The organism is Kitasatospora sp. NPDC057542, assembly GCF_042801945.1.
Taxonomy (GTDB): Bacteria; Actinomycetota; Actinomycetes; order Streptomycetales; family Streptomycetaceae; genus Kitasatospora.
In genome coordinates, this window is record NZ_JBHVFE010000164.1 from 1 (window position 1) to 17,689 (window position 17,689).

General features: G+C 74.3%; 17 protein-coding genes. 9 read left to right on the forward strand and 8 right to left on the reverse strand.

The features are described from left to right. The first annotated feature begins 153 nt into the window (after nt 1-153). Nucleotides 154-798 (forward strand): DUF4232 domain-containing protein, encoded by a 645-nt coding sequence (locus tag ACFU7Y_RS21245; RefSeq protein ID WP_224284773.1) that lies wholly within the window; start codon nt 154-156, stop codon nt 796-798. Between the two features lie 108 nt (nt 799-906). Further along, nucleotides 907-1,209 carry a hypothetical protein gene (locus ACFU7Y_RS21250; protein WP_224284774.1) on the forward strand — a complete coding sequence of 101 codons (303 nt, stop codon included), beginning with the start codon at nt 907-909 and terminating at the stop codon, nt 1,207-1,209. Between the two features lie 226 nt (nt 1,210-1,435). On the opposite strand, the gene ACFU7Y_RS21255 is transcribed toward ACFU7Y_RS21250, so the two are convergent. Next, nucleotides 1,436-2,335: an endonuclease/exonuclease/phosphatase family protein gene (locus ACFU7Y_RS21255; protein WP_380769272.1), complete on the reverse strand. Its 900-nt coding sequence runs from the start codon at nt 2,333-2,335 to the stop codon at nt 1,436-1,438. 179 nt (nt 2,336-2,514) lie between these two features. After that, nucleotides 2,515-3,156 (reverse strand): M15 family metallopeptidase, encoded by a 642-nt coding sequence (locus ACFU7Y_RS21260; RefSeq protein ID WP_380769274.1) that lies wholly within the window; start codon nt 3,154-3,156, stop codon nt 2,515-2,517. 141 nt (nt 3,157-3,297) lie between these two features. On the opposite strand from ACFU7Y_RS21260, the gene ACFU7Y_RS21265 reads away from it, so the two are divergent. Together ACFU7Y_RS21265 and ACFU7Y_RS21270 are read left to right on the forward strand one after the other, a co-directional pair. Further along, nucleotides 3,298-3,981, forward strand: a complete 684-nt coding sequence (locus ACFU7Y_RS21265) for a response regulator transcription factor (protein WP_224283260.1) — start codon at nt 3,298-3,300, stop codon at nt 3,979-3,981. Then, nucleotides 3,978-5,141 (forward strand): sensor histidine kinase, encoded by a 1,164-nt coding sequence (locus tag ACFU7Y_RS21270; RefSeq protein ID WP_380769276.1) that lies wholly within the window; start codon nt 3,978-3,980, stop codon nt 5,139-5,141. The genes ACFU7Y_RS21265 and ACFU7Y_RS21270 overlap by 4 nt, the downstream gene beginning before the upstream one ends. Nucleotides 5,142-5,145: 4 nt before the next feature. On the opposite strand, the gene ACFU7Y_RS21275 is transcribed toward ACFU7Y_RS21270, so the two are convergent. Next, the gene (locus tag ACFU7Y_RS21275) at nt 5,146-5,526 is read right to left on the reverse strand and encodes a helix-turn-helix domain-containing protein (RefSeq protein ID WP_224283258.1); all 381 of its coding nucleotides are present in this window, start codon (nt 5,524-5,526) and stop codon (nt 5,146-5,148) included. A gap of 180 nt (nt 5,527-5,706) precedes the next feature. Between ACFU7Y_RS21275 and ACFU7Y_RS21280 the strand changes: the two genes are divergently transcribed. Continuing rightward, the gene (locus ACFU7Y_RS21280) at nt 5,707-6,717 is read left to right on the forward strand and encodes a zinc-binding alcohol dehydrogenase family protein (protein WP_374120063.1); all 1,011 of its coding nucleotides are present in this window, start codon (nt 5,707-5,709) and stop codon (nt 6,715-6,717) included. A 4-nt stretch (nt 6,718-6,721) separates the two neighbouring features. Beyond that, complete coding sequence (locus ACFU7Y_RS21285; RefSeq protein ID WP_224283257.1) at nt 6,722-6,934, forward strand: hypothetical protein; 213 nt, start codon at nt 6,722-6,724, stop codon at nt 6,932-6,934. A gap of 34 nt (nt 6,935-6,968) precedes the next feature. On the opposite strand, the gene cynR is transcribed toward ACFU7Y_RS21285, so the two are convergent. Continuing rightward, entirely contained in the window at nt 6,969-7,877 is a 909-nt protein-coding gene (cynR, locus tag ACFU7Y_RS21290; RefSeq protein ID WP_224283256.1) for a transcriptional regulator CynR, read from the reverse strand. 124 nt (nt 7,878-8,001) lie between these two features. Between cynR and ACFU7Y_RS21295 the strand changes: the two genes are divergently transcribed. Beyond that, a complete protein-coding gene (locus tag ACFU7Y_RS21295; RefSeq protein WP_224283255.1) occupies nt 8,002-8,589 on the forward strand; it encodes a carbonic anhydrase in 588 nt (195 codons plus the stop codon). 79 nt (nt 8,590-8,668) lie between these two features. Next, nucleotides 8,669-9,139 carry a cyanase gene (gene cynS / locus ACFU7Y_RS21300; protein WP_224283254.1) on the forward strand — a complete coding sequence of 157 codons (471 nt, stop codon included), beginning with the start codon at nt 8,669-8,671 and terminating at the stop codon, nt 9,137-9,139. A gap of 239 nt (nt 9,140-9,378) precedes the next feature. Here the strand turns inward: cynS and ACFU7Y_RS21305 are convergent, their stop codons facing one another. From ACFU7Y_RS21305 to ACFU7Y_RS21320, 4 genes are all read right to left on the reverse strand, one after another. Further along, nucleotides 9,379-10,482, reverse strand: a complete 1,104-nt coding sequence (locus tag ACFU7Y_RS21305; RefSeq protein WP_224283253.1) for an NADH:flavin oxidoreductase/NADH oxidase — start codon at nt 10,480-10,482, stop codon at nt 9,379-9,381. A gap of 288 nt (nt 10,483-10,770) precedes the next feature. Then, the gene (locus tag ACFU7Y_RS21310) at nt 10,771-12,168 is read right to left on the reverse strand and encodes an MFS transporter (protein WP_380769279.1); all 1,398 of its coding nucleotides are present in this window, start codon (nt 12,166-12,168) and stop codon (nt 10,771-10,773) included. Nucleotides 12,169-12,680: 512 nt separating this feature from the next. Then, complete coding sequence (locus ACFU7Y_RS21315) at nt 12,681-13,508, reverse strand: MerR family transcriptional regulator (RefSeq protein ID WP_380769281.1); 828 nt, start codon at nt 13,506-13,508, stop codon at nt 12,681-12,683. A 100-nt stretch (nt 13,509-13,608) separates the two neighbouring features. Then, nucleotides 13,609-16,581, reverse strand: a complete 2,973-nt coding sequence (locus ACFU7Y_RS21320) for a BTAD domain-containing putative transcriptional regulator (protein WP_224284620.1) — start codon at nt 16,579-16,581, stop codon at nt 13,609-13,611. A gap of 493 nt (nt 16,582-17,074) precedes the next feature. Here ACFU7Y_RS21320 and ACFU7Y_RS21325 point away from each other — a divergent pair, with 493 nt between their 5' ends. After that, a complete protein-coding gene (locus ACFU7Y_RS21325; protein ID WP_380769283.1) occupies nt 17,075-17,575 on the forward strand; it encodes an aegerolysin family protein in 501 nt (166 codons plus the stop codon). Nucleotides 17,576-17,689 lie beyond the last annotated feature (114 nt).

Here is a 17,689-nt window from a genome sequence, read left to right on the forward strand (position 1 = left end):
CGGGCCGGCTTCCCTCGGGGAGCCGGCCCGTCCGCTTTCTCCGCCCTCTGGGACAGGATCGGGATATTTCCCGCACCGGCCCGTGAACGACCCCCCCGTACGGTGGTCACGCATCACAGACCCGCACCGCCCGAACGACAGCAGGAGATCCTCATGCGCACGCGCCGCCTCGTCCTCACCGCCGCCGCCGTCGCGGCGATCGCCGCCACCGCAACGGCCTGCGGACCGGACAACAGCGACGCGGCTCCCGCGGCCACCGGCCCCGCGGCCACCGGCCCTGCGGCCACCGCCGCCGCACCGGCCGGAGCCGCACCGACACAGACCGCCCCGCCCAAGTCCTCCGCCGCCCCCAAGTCCTCCGCCGCCCCGTCCGCCCCCGCCGCCGACAAGAGCGGGTACGGCCAGGCCTGCGGCGCCAACGACCTGGTCTTCGGCGCGAAGGCCGAATCCCAGGCCGGCGGTTACATCCTGATCAGCGCCAAGGCCAAGTCGGGCATCACCTGCACGCTCCCCGCCGGCCACCCCGTCATCGCGTTCGGCTCGGGCGGCATCGAGGCCGCGCCCTTCGAGCACGCCGCCGGAGAGCCGATCACCCTGAGCGGCGCCAAGACCGTGTACGCGGGCATCATGGCCAAGACCACCAAGGGCAACCAGGCGGTCGAGTTCACCGACGTCATCATCGGCATCGGCAACCCCGACCCGAACCCGGCGAGCGTCCCCGTCGGCACCACCCCGGTCGACAAGCCGGTCGTCACCAACTGGCACACCGCACCGAAGGACGCCGTACCCGCGAACTGACGGCAGATCACGGGAAATGACCTCGCTGCCTGATCTCGGTGTCTGTCAGGCCGTTGCCCAGTCATGATCCTGGGCGGGGCAGTCGATCGGCTGCCATATCCTTCTGCCATGGCGAACTGGCGGCGGTCCCTGGGGGATGTCTTCTGGGCTGTGGATCGTGCCCTGGGTGGGCAGAAACGTCCGACGCGGATCCAGAAATGGGCGGCCCGACACCCGATAGGCACGGGCCTTTGCATGGCCGTGCCGTTCACGCTCTTCTTCTTGATGCTGTCGCGTGAGGAGGAACCCGGTGATCCCCTGTTCGCTGTAGTGTTCGGGCTGCTTTTGGGGCTTGTTTTCGGTCTCACGGCCGTGTCAGAGCGGCTCCGGCAGCGTCGCCTCAAGCGTCTGGGGATATGGGACGGGTCTTGAGAGGGTCGGGGGCCGAAGGGACGGCTTCCGGCCTCGGCCCCCGGGCGGTGGGACGCGCGTGGGTCAGCCGGCCTTCGCCGGTTCTTCGGCCCCCGCCCGCGTCGGTCAGTCCCGGGCCCGCGACGCGCCCCCGGCCTGGCGGCCGGGAGGTGCCCACTCCTCCGCCCTGCCATGCACGCACCCCCAACGCCGAGAGCCGACCCGAGCCGCCTGCCGAGGCCCACCGTCACGCCGACAGCCTCGCCGCCACCGGGCGGTGGTCGCTGGGGGTGGCGGGCAGGGTCCAGGTGTCGGTGGCGGCAAGGCCGCGGGTGAGGACGTGGTCGATGCGGACCAGGGGCAGCGCGGCGGGCCAGCTGAAGCCGAAGCCGCCGCGGGCCGGGGTGAGACGGCCGGCCAGCGGGGCGAGGGCGCGGTCGTCGGCGGCGGTGTTGAGGTCACCCAGCAGCACGACCCGGCGCAGCGGTTCGGCGTCCAGGGCCCCGGCGAGGGCGGTGATGTCGCGGTCGCGGTGGGCGGTGGCGAAGCCGGTGACAGTGGTCCGCACCGAGGCGAGGTGGGCGACGTACACCGCCAACGGCCCGCCCGGCGCGCGGACCTCGGCCCGCAGGGAGCGGTTCCAGCCGGGGTCGATGACCAGCCGCCGGGACTCCGTCACCGGGTAGCGGCTCCACAGGGCGACGGTGCCGGTGCGGGCGTGGTGGGGCAGCGCCTGGTCCAGCACGCTCCGGTAGGCGGGCAGGGCCGCGTCGGTGACCTCCTCCAGCGCGACCAGGTCCGGGCCGGCGGCGAGCAGCGCGCGGGCGGTGCCGGCCGGGTCCGGGTTGGCGGCGTTCACGTTGTGGGTGACCACCGTCAGACCCGGCCCGCCGGCCCCGCCCGCCGGCGCCCCGCCGGACAGCAGCAGCGGCCCGAACACCACCGCCCACACCACGGCCAGCACCCCGCCCGCGCAGGCCGCCGCCGGCGCCCGGCGCAGCGCCGCGCACAGCAGTGCCGCCACCGCCACCAGGCCGCTCCACGGCAGGGCGCTCTCCCACAGGCTGCCCAGGCCCATACCCAGGTCCGGCACCAGCCGGTGGCCGCCGAGGGCGAGCGCGGTGAGCAGCCCGAGCGCGGCGGGCACGCGCCCGCGCCGCCACCGGGGCACGGCCCGCCCCGTGGGTGCGGCCCGACGCCCCGGTGCGGTCCGCCACCTCGGTACGGCCCGTCGCCGTCGGTCCGGTGGGCCGGCCTGCGTGGGCGACGGTGGGCCGGCCTCCGTGGGCGTTTCGGGAAGCGCGGAAGGCGTCACGGCGCGCCCCCTCACCCTGCGGCGTCCGGCAGCGGAGCCGGGCAGGTCCCGCCCGGTTGGGTGAGCAGTTCGAAGTGCCAGATCTCGTTGTTGTACACCTGGCACAGCCCGTACCGGGCGCCGTGCTGGATCAGCCAGTAGTCGGCGTTGGTCGGGCCGACGTCCACCGCCTTGCCGGTGACGTGCGCGGACTTCTCCGGCGTGTTGACGAACCTGCGGGCCTGCTCCACGCTCCCGTACTTGCTCACCGCCCGGTCCAGCAACCGCTGCTGGTAGGCCTTGCTGCGCCAGCCGGAGGTGACGGTCATCTCGATGCCCTGGGCCCGGGCGTCGTCGGCCGCTTGTTGCAGGGCCTCGCGCAGCGGCTTGTCCAGGTTGCGCACGGCCGGGGCCGTGGTGTCGGAGGGGCTCAGCGTCCGGCCGTCGGGCACCTCCCCGTCCGCCTCGCCCCCGGCCGTGGGGGGTTGGGCGGTGACGGTGGCGGCCAGGGAGCGCAGGGCGGCCTCGGTGCCCGGCGGGTCGGCGGCGTACGCCCCGGCCAGGGCCAGCACCGCCGCCGCCGAGGCGCCGCCCGCGGCCAGCCACCGCTTGCCCCGCACCGTCGTCGTCGCCGTGCCCGCTTCCGTCCGCGTCTGCGTCTGCGTCGGGTCCATTCCTGCCTCCCGGTGTGCTCGTCCGTTGCGGACCATTGGAGAAGGCGCGGTGTTGCGAGGACGTCTGCGCAGGCCGATACGTTTTCGATAGACCCCATCCGGTCCAATAGAGTGCGAACGGCGACGACGGGAGAACGGCACGTGCGGGTCCTGGTGGTGGAGGACGAGATCTACCTCGCGGAGGCGGTCCAGGCCGGCCTGCGACTGGAAGCGATCGCCTGCGACATCGTCACCGACGGCGACGCGGCGCTGGAGCGCCTGGCCGTCCACAGCTACGACGTCGTCGTCCTCGACCGCGACATCCCCGGCACCCACGGCGACGACGTCTGCCGCAGCATCGTCCAGCGCGGCCTCGGCTGCCGGGTGCTGATGCTCACCGCCGCCGCCCGGCTGAACGAGAAGGTCGCAGGCTTCGAACTCGGCGCCGACGACTACCTCACCAAGCCCTTCGACCTCGCCGAACTCGTCGTACGGCTGCGCTCGCTGGCCCGCCGCCCGGCCCAGGCCACCCCGCCCGTCCTGGAGTACGCCGGGCTGCGCCTGGACCCCTTCCGCCGCGAGGTCTACCGGGACGGCCGCTACGTGGGCCTGTCCCGCAAGCAGTTCGCCGTCCTGGAGGTCCTGATGACGGCGCGCGGCGGCGTCATCAGCGCCGAGGACCTGCTGGAACGCGCCTGGGACGAGAACGCCGACCCCTTCACCAACGCGGTCCGCATCACCATCTCCGGCCTGCGCAAACGCCTCGGCGACCCATGGGTGATCCAGACCGTGCCGGGGGTGGGCTACCGCCTCACCGGCCCCGGAGGGGAAGGCACCCCGCGGTGAACAAGCCCCCCCGTGCCGAGCGCCCGCCCGGCAAGCGCCGTCCGGGAAGCCGCCCGCGCCGACTGACCGCCCGGATGCGCCTGACCTTCAGCTACACCCTCTTCGCCGTCACCGCCGGCACCCTCTCCCTCGCCGTGGTCTACGTCGGCATGCGCTACGTCCCCAACTACCCCCTCACCTCCTCCAACCCGCGCTACCGCTCCGACGCCCCCTCCCGCCAGGAGATCCTGCACTCCCTGCTCACCGCCAGCGGCTACGCCCTGGCGCTGCTGACCGCCGTCGGCCTGGCCGGCGGCTGGCTGATCGCCGGCCGGGTGCTGCGCCCGCTGCAGGACATCACCCGCGCCGCCCACACCGCCGCGAGCGGGGCGCTGGAGCACCGCATCGCCCTCACCGGGCCGCGCGACGAGTTCACCGACCTCTCCGACGCCTTCGACGAGATGCTCGAACGCCTCCAGCGCTCCTTCGAGGCCCAGCAGCGCTTCGCCGCCAACGCCTCCCACGAACTGCGCACCCCGCTGGCGATCAGCCGCACCATGCTCCAGGTCGCCGCCGCCGACCCGGCCGGCCAGGACTGGGGGAAGCTCGTCACCCGCCTCCAGGACACCAACCAGCGCGGCATCGAGATCAGTGAGGCCCTGCTCCAGCTCGCCGACCTCGGCCACGCCCCGCCCGACCTCGCCCCCACCGACCTCGCCGCCGCCACGGGGGAGGCGCTGGCCGCCGTCCGCGACGAGGCCGAGGCCCTCGGCATCACCCTCACCGCCGACCTGCGCCCCGCCCCGACCACCGGCAACCCCGTCCTGCTGCGCCAGGCGGCCGTCAACCTGCTGCACAACGCGCTGCGGCACAACCTGGCCTCCGGCGGGCGGGTCACCGTCGCCACCGGGGCCGACCCGCAGCGGCCCGGGCGGGTGCGCCTGACCGTCGCCAACACCGGCCCGCAGCTGACGGCGCAGGCCGTGGCCACCTTCACCGAACCGTTCCTGCGCGGGCGTGGGCGCACCGCCGAAACCGACCCGGCCCGCCGCGGCCACGGCCTGGGCCTGGCGATCGTCGCCGCCGTCACCGAAGCCCACCACGGCCAACTCCACCTCGCCCCCGATCCGGCCGGCGGCCTGCGGGTGACCCTCGACCTGCCGGGCTCACCCGAGGGGTAGCGGTTCAGACGGGCTCGGGGAAGCGGTCGATGTTGCGCTCCACCCAGGTGCGCAGGTGCGCCAGCGGGACGCAGGCGTCCGCGCCCAGCGCGGTGAGGCTGTACTCGACCCGCGGGGGGACCTCGGCGTGGATCTCGCGGTGGACCAGGCCGTGCTCCTCCAGTCGGCGCAGGGTCTGGGTGAGGACCTTGGGGCTGACGCCCTGCAGACGGGTGCGCAGCGCGCCGAAGCGCTGCGGGCCGTCCTCCAGGGCACCCAGCGCGAGGGCGCTCCACTTGTTGGCCAGCAGGTCGAGCATGTCGCGGCAGGGGCAGGCCGCGGCGTAGACGGACTTGGGGTCGGTGCAGTCGGGGGCGTGGGTCTTCGTCGTACGGGTCGTCGTCACGCGCCGATGGTACCCGTCGGGTACTGCTTCGGTACCCAATGGGTAGCAATGGTCCTTGCGGGTAACCACTACCTTTCGCATACCGTCGCCGACGTGCCCGGACAGCGAGGGCACGCCACCCCCTGACGAGGAGACCCCCTGATGGCCGAGATGCCCGCGACGACCACGATCCCGGCGACGATGCCCGCCGTCGCCTACCGCAGGAGCCTGCCGGTCGACGACCCGCAGAGCCTGCTCGACATCGAGCTGCCCGTACCCCAGCCGGGCCCGCGCGACCTGCTGGTGCGGGTGGAGGCGGTGGCCGTCAACCCGGTGGACCACAAGGTCCGGCAGAACGCCGACCCGGGCGGCGAGCCGCGGGTGCTGGGCTGGGACGCGGCCGGCACCGTGGTCGCGGTCGGCCCGCAGGTGGAGCTGTTCGAGGTCGGCGACGAGGTGTACTACGCCGGCGCCCTGGAGCGGCCCGGCGCCAACTCCCGCTACCACGCGGTGGACGAGCGCCTGGCCGGCCGCAAGCCGGCCACCCTCTCCTTCGCCGGAGCCGCCGCGCTCCCGCTGACCGCGCTCACCGCCTGGGAAGGCCTCTTCGAGCGCCTCGGCCTGGGCACCGGCGGCCCGGAGCAGGGCGGCACCCTGCTGGTGACCGCCGCCGCGGGCGGCGTCGGCTCCCTCGTCACCCAACTCGCCCGTGCCCTCACCGGTCTGACCGTGATCGGCACCGCCTCCCGCCCGGAGTCGGCCGACTTCGCCCGACGCATGGGCGCCGACCACGTGATCGACCACACCCGGCCACTCGGCCCGCAGCTGGCACGGGTCGCCCCCGGCGGCCTCGACCACGTCTTCAGCACCGTCGCCACCGACCGCAACCTCACCGCCTACGCCGAGGCCCTGAACCCCTTCGGCGGCATCGTCGCCATCGACGACTTCGACTCCCTGGACATCGGCGTCCTCAAGGGCAAGAGCATCTCCTTCCACTGGGAGTTCATGTTCACCCGCTCCCTGCACGCCACTGCCGACCAGGCGGTGCAGCACCGCATCCTCGACCGGGTCGCGCGCCTGGTGGACGCGGGCGTCCTCGCCACCACCGCGACCCGCGACCTCGGCCCCGTCAACGCCGCCAACCTCCGGGCGGCCCACCGCCTCCAGGAGTCCGGCACGGCGATCGGCAAGACGACCCTCACCGGGTTCTGAGCGGATGCCCCGGCGCACCGGCCAGATCGAGGCCCTCATCGCCGCGAGCGGCGGGGCGGTGGCGGCCCTGGCCGCCAGGGCCCTGCTGTCCGGCGTGTACCAGCACCACGGGCAGGCCGTGGCCGTGCTCGAAGCGTTCGACGTCGCCGTCCTGGCCGTCGGCGCCGCCGCGGCCGCCCTGATCTACCGGTGGCTGCGGCGGCGGCCGGAGGACTGACGCCCCGCCTGAGCCACCTGGTGCGACAGGACACCTAGGGAGCGGGTGCGTAGCCGCGTGCGTGGACGAGGTCGTGGGTGAGGCGGGTGAAGGCGCGGGTGGCGGCGCTGCGGTAGGCGCCCTCGCGGTGCAGGAGGGTGACGGTGCGGGTGGGCAGGGGCGGGTCGAGGGGGACGGGGGTGAGATGGGGGTGGTCGTGGGTGATGGCGTCGGGCAGGACGGTGGCCAGGCCGGTGCGCCGGACGATCTCGGTGAGGGCCTGGACGGAGTTGGCCTCGACCGTGATGCGCGGGGCGGCCCGGTGCCGGGCGAGGTATTCGTCGATGTGACCGCGGGTGGCGAAGTCGCCGCTGAGCAGGGCGAGTTGTTCGTCCTTGAGGGCGTGGACCGGTAGCGGGCCGGGCGTCGCCCCGGCGCGCGGGGCGCCGGTGACGAGGCTGAGGGCCTCGGTGAACAGCGCGGTGGCGGCGATGCCGGGCAGGTGGGTGCCGCTGAAGGCGATGCCGAGGTCGAGGTCGTCGGCGAGCAGGGCCGCCTCGATGCGGTCCTGGGTCGCCTCCGTCAGGGTGAGGCCGACGCCGGGGTGGCGGGTGTGGAGCTCGGCGGTGAGCGGGCCGACCAGGTAGGCGGTGAAGGTGGGGGTGACGCCCAGGCGCAGGTGGCCGCGGGAGAGGTCCTGGACGTCGTGGACGGCGCGTTCGGCGGCGGCCAGGTCGCGCAGCGCGCGGCGGGCGTGGTCGGTGTAGACGGCGCCGGCGTCGGTGAGCCGCACCGTGCGGCCGGTGCGGTCCAGCAGCTGTACGCCCAGGGTCTTCTCCAGCTGCTTGATCTGCTGGGAGAGCGTGGGCTGCGAGATGTGCAGCTCCTCGGCGGCGCGGGTGAAGTTGCCGTGTTCGGCCACGGCGAGCAGGTAGCGCAGGTGACGCAGTTCGGGAGCAGCCATGGGAACGACTATAGATACAACCAATAGTTTCTATGCCTGATGCCTCTTGGACACTATAGGAGCAGGTCATGCATGGTGGATCTCACCAGCCCACGGGGCCGATCACCACCGAGAGGAGTGACCCGTGCAGGACCTCACCGAGGGCGTCGCCCGCTTCCAGAGGGACGTCTTCCCGGCCAAGGCGGAGCTCTTCGCCCATCTGGCCACGCACCACACCCCGCACACGCTGTTCATCGGCTGCTCCGACGCCCGCGTCGTGCCCGAGCTGATCACCGGCACCGAGCCGGGCGACCTGTTCGTCATCCGCACCGCCGGCAACCTGGTCCCCGCCTACACCCCCGAGGCCGACGGGGTCGCGGCGAGCATCGAGTACGCCGTCGCCGCGCTGGGCGTCAAGGACATCGTCGTCTGCGGTCACTCCGCGTGCGGCGCGATGACCGCGCTCGCCCAGGGCCACGACCTCAGCGGCGCCCCGGCGGTCGCCGCCTGGCTGCGGCACGCGGACGCCTCCCGGGCCCGCACCGCCGCCGCCGGTGACGTCGACGCCCTGGTACGGCAGAACGTGCTCGCGCAACTGGCGAACCTGGCCACCCACCCCTCGGTCGCCAGGGCCCTCGCGGAAGGCGGGACCACCCTGCACGGCTGGGTCTACGACATCCCCACCGGCCGCGTCGAGGACCTGGCCGCCGCCATCCCCGCGCTCGCCGCCTGACCCCCCCCCCCGTACCCCCGCACGCCACCCCCGTCCCCGGTGACGTGCCCCCTCTCCACCCCGAAAGGACGCAACCGTCATGGTGCACGCCCAGTTCAACCAGAGTGCCCGCGAGGCGCTGGCCGACGCCGCCGTCGAGGCCAAGATCCGCAAGAACCTCTCCTGGAAGCAGATCGCCGAGGCCTCCGGCCTGTCGGTGGCCTTCACCACCGCCGCCGTCCTCGGCCAGCACCCGCTGCCGCAGGAGTCCGCCGAGGCCGTCGCCGAGCTGCTGGGCCTGGACGAGGACGCGGCGATGCTGCTGCAGACCATCCCGGTCCGCGGCTCGATGCCCAACCGCATCCCCACCGACCCGACCATGTACCGCTTCTACGAGATGCTCCAGGTCTACGGCACCACCCTCAAGGCCCTGGTCCACGAGGAGTTCGGCGACGGCATCATCTCCGCGATCAACTTCAGGCTCGACGTGAAGAAGGTCGCCGACCCCGAGGGCGGCGAGCGCGCCGTCATCACCCTCGACGGCAAGTACCTGCCGACCAAGCCCTTCTGACCCGGCACCGGCACCCGCGTCACCCACCGGGCACCACCAGGGGCGGGCCGGGAACACCCGGCCCGCCCGGAGGCCCCTCATGGACTTCGCCCGGCGCGCCATCGACCGCCCCGCGCCCAGCGCCACCACCTGCGAGGTGCTCGACCGCCTCGCCGCTACCGGCGAACTCCTGCGCTGGTGAACCCCGGTGGGGCGGAGAACCGGCCCGGCCGGCTTCCCGCCCCGGCTGCCCGCGGGCGTCAGGCGCGGTGGTACTGGACGGGGGTGGTGACTTCGCCGCCGAGTTCGGCGGCGGCGTGGCGGGCCCAGTAGGGGTTGCGCAGCAGTTCGCGGCCGAGCAGGACGGCGTCGGCGTGGCCGCCGGCGAGGATGGCCTGGGCCTGGGCGGGGTCGGTGATCAGGCCGACGGCCGCCACCGGCAGGTCGGTCTCGCGGCGCACGGCCTCGGCGAAGGGCACCTGGAAGCCGGGCGCGGCCTCGATGCGGGCGTCGGGGACGATGCCGCCGGTGGAGACGTCGAGCAGGTCGACGCCGTGCGCCCGGAGCTCCTTGGCGAGGCGGACGGTGTCCTGTGAGGTCCACCCCTCGCGGCCGTCCTGCGCGTTCTCGGTGAGCCAGTCGGTCGCGGAGACGCGGAAGAAGACCGGCAGGTCCTCGGGCCACACCGAGCGGACGGCGTCGACGACCTCCAGGGCGAAGCGGATGCGACCCTCGAAGGAGCCGCCGTAGCCGTCGGTGCGGTGGTTGGCCGCGGGGGAGAGGAACTCGTGGACCAGGTAGCCGTGGGCGCCGTGGATCTCGGCGACCTGGAAGCCGGCGTCGAGCGCACGCCGGGCGGCGTCGGCGAACTGCCGCACGATGTCGCCGATCCGGGCCTCGGTCAGCTCGTCCGGCGTGGTGTGGGCGGGGGAGAAGGCCTCGGCGCTGGGGCCGACCGGGGTCCAGCCGTGCTCCTCGCCCGGGGCGACGGGGCCTCCGCGGTCGACCCAAGTGCGCTCGGTGGAGGCCTTGCGCCCGGCGTGGGCGAGCTGGATGGCCGGGACGGTGCCCTGGCTCTTCAGGAAGGAGGTGATCCGGCGGAAGGCCGCGGCCTGCTCGTCGTTCCAGATGCCGAGGTCGTACGGGCTGATGCGCCCCTCGGGGCTGACCGCGGTGGCCTCCGTGATGATCAGCCCGGTGCCGCCGGCGGCGCGGGCCGCGAGGTGGGTGAAGTGCCAGTCGGTCGGGACGCCGGCCGCGTCCCCGTCCGGGGCGGCGCTGTACTGGCACATCGCCGGCATCCAGATCCGGTTGGAGACGGTCAGGGCTCGCAGGGTGAGCGGGGCGAAGAGAGTGGTGCTCATGTCGGACTCCCGGTGGGGTCGGCTGGCGCCAGGACGAAGGGGCGAGCATGCAACTTTTGCAGATGCATTTACATTCATGAACAATAGTTGCGCGTGCAGGGACTTGCAAGGGTGTTCCGTCGGCGCCTGCTGCGGCATCGACGGCCGCAACGGACCCGAACATCACCCGGCCTGCCGCGCCACCCTGGAACGCCCGCGGGGAGCGGGAGCCCCGTGACGCCGGACGGCGCCGCCCGGAGGAACCGGACGGCGCCGTCGGTGGCGCAGGGGAGCGGCCTCGGCCGGCCGTCAGCGCGCCGTCTGCGGGACGCGCCGGGTCGGGACGGCGGTGCCGCGGGCGGGGCGCGGGGCGGCGGCGCCTGCGGCGGGGGAGGCACCGAGCGCGGTGCCGCGGGTCTCCTCGGCCCACAGCACGCTCACCAGCAGGCCCAGCGCCGTGGCCCCGGCGGCGATCAGCATGGTGGGGCCGGTGCCGAGCCCGGTCAGCGACAGCGGCAGCAGGTAGGTGCCCACGGCCGCGCCGACCCGGCTGACCGAGGTGGCCACGCCCACGGCGGTGGCCCGGATCTCGGTGGGGAACAGCTCGTTGGGGTAGGTCCAGTCGAGCACGTTGGGCCCGCCGCACAGGAAGGCGTACGCGCACAGCGCGAGCAGGGCGACGGCGGCGGGGGCGGTGGGCCACACGCCCAGCAGCGCCAGCGGGACGGTCATCAGGGCGAAGGACCAGATGATGACGGGGCGCCGGCCGCGGGTGTCGATCAGCCGCAGCGCCGGGTAGCAGCCGAGCAGGAAGACGAGGCTGATCAGCCCGGTGCCCAGGGTCTCCATCATGTTGCCGCCGGGCATGCCGAAGGAGGAGAGGATCTGCGGGCCGAAGGTGAGCATCGCGAACAGCGGGCCGACCTGGAAGAGGAAGAACAGGCCGCAGAACAGGGTGCGGCGCCGGTAGGGCTGGGTCATCAGCAGGCGCAGTCCGCCGGGGCGGCCGCGCTCGGCCGGGTCGGGCATCAGCTCGCGCCCGTCGACCCGGACCCCGAGGTGCTTCTCGACCACGCGCACCGCGTCGCCGACCCGCCCGTTGGCGGCCAGCCAGCGCGGGGACTCCGGGGAGCCGCGGCGGATCACCAGGAACACCACGCACAGCACCGTGGAACTCGCCAGCATCCAGCGCCAGCTGCCCGGCCCGGCCAGCTCCAGGAACAGGTAGCCCACCACGTAGGCGAGCACGGAACCCGCGTACCAGGCGATGATCTGCTTCCCGAGCAGCCGGCCGCGGTGCTTGGTGGGCAGCCACTCGGCGAGCAGCGAGGTGGCGATGGGGTAGTCGGCGGCCACGGCCATGCCGAGCACGAAGCGCAGCACGGCGATCGCCCACACCGCGTCGACCCAGAAGGAGAGCACCGAGCAGGCGACCATCACGAGCAGGTCGGCGGTGTACATCACCTCCCGGCCGATCTTGTCGGTCAGCACGCCGAAGAGCGCGCCGCCGACGAACATTCCGACCAGCGCGGCGGCGCCGATCAGGCTGACTTCCGCGGTGGACAACCCGAGGTCCGGGCGCATCCCGATCAGGGCGACGCCGACGATGCTCAGGATGTAGCCGTCGAGCAGCGGTCCGCCCGAACAGGCGAGGGCCAGCCTGCGGTGGAATGCGGTATACGGGGCGTTGTCGATGGTCTGGGACATGTGCTTGGGGTCCTCCGGAGCGTACGGCGCGCACTGCGCACCGTGCGCCGGGTAGACGGCAGGGAAAGGCACCGCCCACGTCGGACGGCGCCGCCGCCCGGTCACAACGGGCGACCGTCCACAGTTGCCCCGGCCCCGACGGGCCGCCACCAGGGCGAAGGTCGAGCGGATTCATGACCAAGGTCCCGAAGCGGACAGGCCCTTCGCCCGTGCCCCGACGGCGCCCGCCCAGTCCTGCCGGGGGTCCTCGCCGTCGGCCGCCGTGACCGCGTGCCCTGCGTGACCCTTCTCACCCGGAGCCCTCGACAGCCCCTGGGATGTGGCCCATTCCACACCGGGGCTGTGCCCGTCCGTACGGACCCGACCGCGCTGCGTCACCCGCGGCGGGCCGCGGCGGGCCCTCGGCCGGTTCCCCGTGAGCCCGGTGTCAGCCCCAGCCGCGCGAGGCCCGAGTCCAGCGCCGCCTCCAGGTGGTCGGTGGAGCCGGTGGTCATGAGGATCGGCGCGGGCAGTCACCGCGGGCCCGCGGCCAGCGGCACGGCGACGTCCGCGACGTGCTCCTCCGGCCCGCCGGACGCCCAGTTCGGGTAGTACACCTCCCGGTTCGGCCCGCCCCGCCCGTACCCGCGGGCGGTGACCCAGGCGCCCACCGCGTCGTGGGCGGCGGCCATCGTGGCGGTGCGCTGCCGGGTCAGGGCGGTGTACGCCTCACGGTGCGCGGGCTCGATGCGCACCCCGAACGGCCCGTGCGGTCCGACGGCGTTCGGGGTGGGGGCGCAGACCTCGACCAGGGCGTCGCAGTCCTCGCCCACCAGGCCGTGGTAGACCGCGAACAGCGGCGCGGACAGGCACGCGCCCACCTCCCACAGGCGGCCGAGCAGCAGCGTACTGGCCTCGGGGAGAAAGCCGGGCAGTGCGGCGGCGTCCACGTGCCGCCGGACGAACAGGACGTGCTGCTCGGGCACGTCGCGCTCGGCGATCTCGAACATGGTGGTGCTCCTTCCGATCAGGACCTCTCGGGCATAGCCCACCGCCTCCCGGCGGGCCGCGTGCTCGGCCTCCCGCTCTCGCCAGTACGCCAGCAGCTCCCGCTCGCCCGCGCCCTCGCCGCCGTCCGCGTCCAGCACCGCCGCGATCCGCGCCAGCGGCAGCCCGGCGGCGCGCAGCAGTGCGATGCGCCGGGCCCGCTCGACCTGCGCCGGGCCGTAGCGGCGCACCCCGGTGCGCGGGTCGACCAGGGCGGGCGGCAGCAGCCCCCGCTCGCCGTAGAGCCGCAGGGCCTTGAGGCTGAGCCTGGTCCGGGCGGCGAGTTCGCCGATGGTGATCACGTTCTCCTGCACGCCCGCCACTGTGCCCCCTGCCCCTGGGGGAGGGGCAAATAAGGTGTGGACGCTCACTTGAGCTGCCGGAGGGGCCGCTGAGCGGACCCTCTCCCGGGTATCACCCCGGCAGCCAGGACGGCCACTGCCGGCGGGGCCGTACGGCGGGCCGGCCGGGGCCGATCAGGGCGTGCAGCCGGTTGGCTTCGGGGGATCCGATGGAGGCCAGGATGTCGTAGGCCTCCGACCGGCATGCCCGGGCCGCGTCCCCGTCGCCGTCGCGGTCGGCGAGCGCGTCACCGAGCGCCGCCAGGGCCAGCCCCCGCCCCCGGCGGTCGCCGTCGAGCGTCAGCACCTCGACCGCCCGGTCGGCCGCCGCCACCGCCTCCTCGCTGCGGCCGACGGCGCGCAGCGACTCGGAGAGCCGCAGCAGCGTACGGCCCGTGCGGCGCCGGTCGTCCGGCCGCAGCAGGGTGAGGGCGTTGCGGTGGTGGCGCAGGGCCTGCTCGAACTCGCCGCGGTCGTGGGCGATCGTCCCCATCGAATCCAGGGCGAGCGCCTGGAGCTCGTGGTCCGCGAGCCGGTGGCAGATCAGCAGGGACTGGTCGACGACGCGGACCGCCGCTTCGAACCGGCCGAGCTCGGTGAACGCGCCCGCCAGGTTGAGCAGTTCGGCCGCCACCGAGCGCTGGTCGCCGAGCCGCTCCCAGACCGAGATCGCCGCCGTGAAGCCGCCGACCGCGTCGCCCGGCCGGCCGACCTGGACGAACAGGGCGGCCAGCGAGGCGTGGGCCAGGGCGAGCAGCGGCCCCGGCAGGTCGTGGGCGGTGCACAGCTCGCGGGCCTTGAGCAGCTCGGCGAGGGCCGCGGGTTCGGAGCCGACCTCGGTCAGCAGCCGTCCGAGCACCAGCCGGGCCCTGACCTCGGCCGTCCGGTCGCCCTTGTGGACGGCGGCCCGGAGCAGGACCTTGGCCGCGTGCCCGAGCGGCCGGGTGGCCTGGCCGGTCTCGCACAACAGGCTGCAGCCGAGAAGCAGTTCGGCCACCAGATCGAGCCGGGGCGGCTCGGGGAGCCCGGCGTACTGGCCGACCAGCGCGCCGATGCCGTGGTAGTCGACGCGGCCGTGGGGCGCCACCGTGCGGGAACCGGCGTCGGCACCGGGCAGGGCGGCACGGGCGGCGGACGGGCCGAGCGCCGCGACGGTCTCGGCGTGGTGACGGGCCGCCAGGCGGGTGAGGACGGCAGCGGGGCGGTCCGCCTCCGCCGCCGGGCCTGCCTGCGCCTGTGGGCCTCCCGCCGTGGCGGGGGTGAGCTGCTGGGCGAAGGCGCGCAGCAGGTCGTGGTACCGGTAGCGGTCCGGTGGCGCCGTCTCCAGCATCGAGCAGTCGACCAGTGACTCGGCCAGTTCCTCGGCCTCCTGCCCGGGCAGGCAGAGCACCGCCGCCACCGCGCCCGGCGACAGATCGGGCACCTCCGGAACCGCCAACAGGCGGAAGGCCCGGGCCTGTTCGGGCGTCAGCTGGTCGTAGCCGAAGCGGAACGCCGACTCGACGGCGAGGTCCCCGGCGCGCAGCACGTCCAGCCGGCGGCGATCGCCGGACAGCTTGTCGAGCAGCAGGTCCATGCTCCAGCCGGGCCGGCAGGCGAGGCGGGCGGCCAGGACGCGCACGGCCAGCGGGAGATGGCCGCAGAGCCGCACGAGTTCCGCGGCCGTGTCCGCCTCGGCCCGCAGCCGCTGCCCGCCGATCACCTGGCCGAGCAGGCCGAGGGCCTCCTGCGGGGCGAAGGCGGTCAGTTCGACGACATGCGCGTTGGGCAGCGACCCGAGCCTGGCCCGGCTGGTGACGAGCACGGCGCAGCCGGGCCGGCCGGGCAGCAGCGGCCTGATCTGTTCGGCGTCCCGGGCGTTGTCGAGGACCACCAGCACGCGTCGGCCGGAGAGCAACGAGCGGAACTGGGCGGAGCGTTCGGCGAGTCCGGGGGCCATCCTGTCCGCCGGCACGCCGAGGGAGCGGAGGAAGGCCCCCACCGCCTCCTCGGGCCGGTTCGGGCGGCCGTCGGCCCCGTGCAGGTCGAGGTAGAGCTGGCCGTCGGGGAAGTCGGCGGCCAGCTTGTGCGCGACATGGACGGCCAGGGCGGTCTTGCCCACGCCGCCCAGGCCCGACACGGTCGCCACGGGCATGGTGCGGGGGGCGAGCAGGACGGTCCGCAGTTCCTCGGTCTGCGCCTCGCGGCCGGTGAAGTCGGCGAGGTCGGCCGGGACCTGGGTCGGCCGTACCGCTGCCTGGTACGGCGGACGGTCCTTCTGGGGCGGGCGGGCCGCGGTGGCGGACCGGGGCCGCGCGGGCGCCACGAGGGCGGCGTCGGCCACCAGGATCCGGCGCTGCAACTCGCGCAGACCGGGCCCGGCGGAGACGCCGAGCTGCTCCCGCAGCCGCCGGTCCGCCGTGCGGTACACGCCCAGGGCCTCGGCCTGCCGGCCGGTCCCGTAGAGGGCGAGCATCAGCAGTTCGGAGAACCGTTCCCTGAGCGGGTGTTCGGCCACGACCGCGGTCAGTTCGGCGACGGCCTCGCCGGACGGTCCGGCCTCGACCTCGGCCTCCAGGCACGACTCCAGGACGGTCACCCGGCGTTCGGCCCACTCGCCCCGCTGCCGCTCGGCGTAGGGGCCGGGGAGTCCGCTCATCGGCTCGCCCTGCCACAGGGCCAGCACCGAGCGGAGCGTGGCGGCGGCGCGGGCGTGCTCGCCGCCGGCGCGGAGCTCCTTCGCCTCGCCGACGAGCTCCTCGCAGTGGTGGATGTCCAGGCCCCCGGGGTCCAGGGCGAGCAGGTAGCCCCCGCTGAGCGTGGTCGGCGCGGCGGGCCCGAGGATGCGGCGCAGGCGGTGGACGTACGTCCGGATCACGGCGGCGGGCTTGGCGGGCGGTTCCTCGCCCCACAGGTCGTCGACGAGCTGACCGGTCGACACGGGGTGGTTGGCCCTCAGCAGCAGTGCGAGCAGCAGGCTCCGCTGCTGCGGCGAGCCGAGCGCGAGCTCGCCGCCGTCCCGCCATCCCCGCAGCGGCCCCAGCACCGCGAACCGTAACCCACTCACCGGCCGTTCCCCCTCCGCCCGCAAACGATCCCCCGGGCGCATGATACCGACCGCAAATCACCCCTGGTCAGGGCCGACGCACCGGGCTGGACCCGCCTGCCGGGGACGTTGCGGCACCGCGGTTCGCGGGTGTCGTGCCGTCCGGGACCGGGGAGGGCCGAAGGCGGCAGGGGCGTCGCACCCCGGTCCGTGAACGGGGGAGCATCCGCCCTCGTGTACATGCCGGCGCAGGCTCCCGCGGATCGCTCCGCGCGGAACGGCGAGCGAACCGTTCGGGTGTCCCGGAAGGCCCCTGCGACCAGCGACGACCCGCCGGCCGCGCCGGGCGGTGAGGCGGCCGACCGGCGCCGGTCGCCTCGCGTCACCGGTGACCGGCGGCCCGTTGCCTGTCCATCACCCGTCAACAGGCTGTCGATCTCCTGTCGACAGGCGCGGTCGAGCCTTCGACCAGGACGACCGCACCGATGCGGTCCGAGAGCGAGAGGAACATGCGATGGCAAAGCGGAAGGCTCTGATCAGTTCGGCCCTGGCCGTGGCCGGTGTCGCGGCGATGTTCGCGACGGCCGCCCCGGCCGGCGCGGCCACCGCGGACCGGCAGTCCGCGGCGGCGCAGGCACTGAGCGCGGCGCGCAGCACGCAGGTCTCGGTCGTCAACTGGACGGGCTGCGAACTGCGCCTGCAGAACGCCTGGCTGGACCACGGCATCTGGTCGGACGGCCTGGCCCCGGTGGCCGTCATGTCCGACGGGACGACCGGACGCTGGCAGTCCGAGAGCAACGGCTTCATGACCGGGACCGAGGGCCACGTCATCTACGACGCGGAGAACTGTGGGAACCCCGGGCTCAACGGCAAGCGCGTCCAGCTCCACTGGAACAACCCGTACGTCGGCAGCAACAGCTATGACTCCGCGGGTTCCGACCCGATGTTCAGGTTCGCGCAGAGCGGGGGCAGCGGCAACAACGCCGCCGTGTACTGGACGATCACGGGCCCCTGACCGACAGCCGGCCGCGGTGAACGGCGGCTTCGCCGAACACCGTGAACGCCCTCAAGGGCGTTCGGTACGCCAGTAGTTCAGTGAGGTGCGGCGGCGGCCCCCCCAGGGGACCGC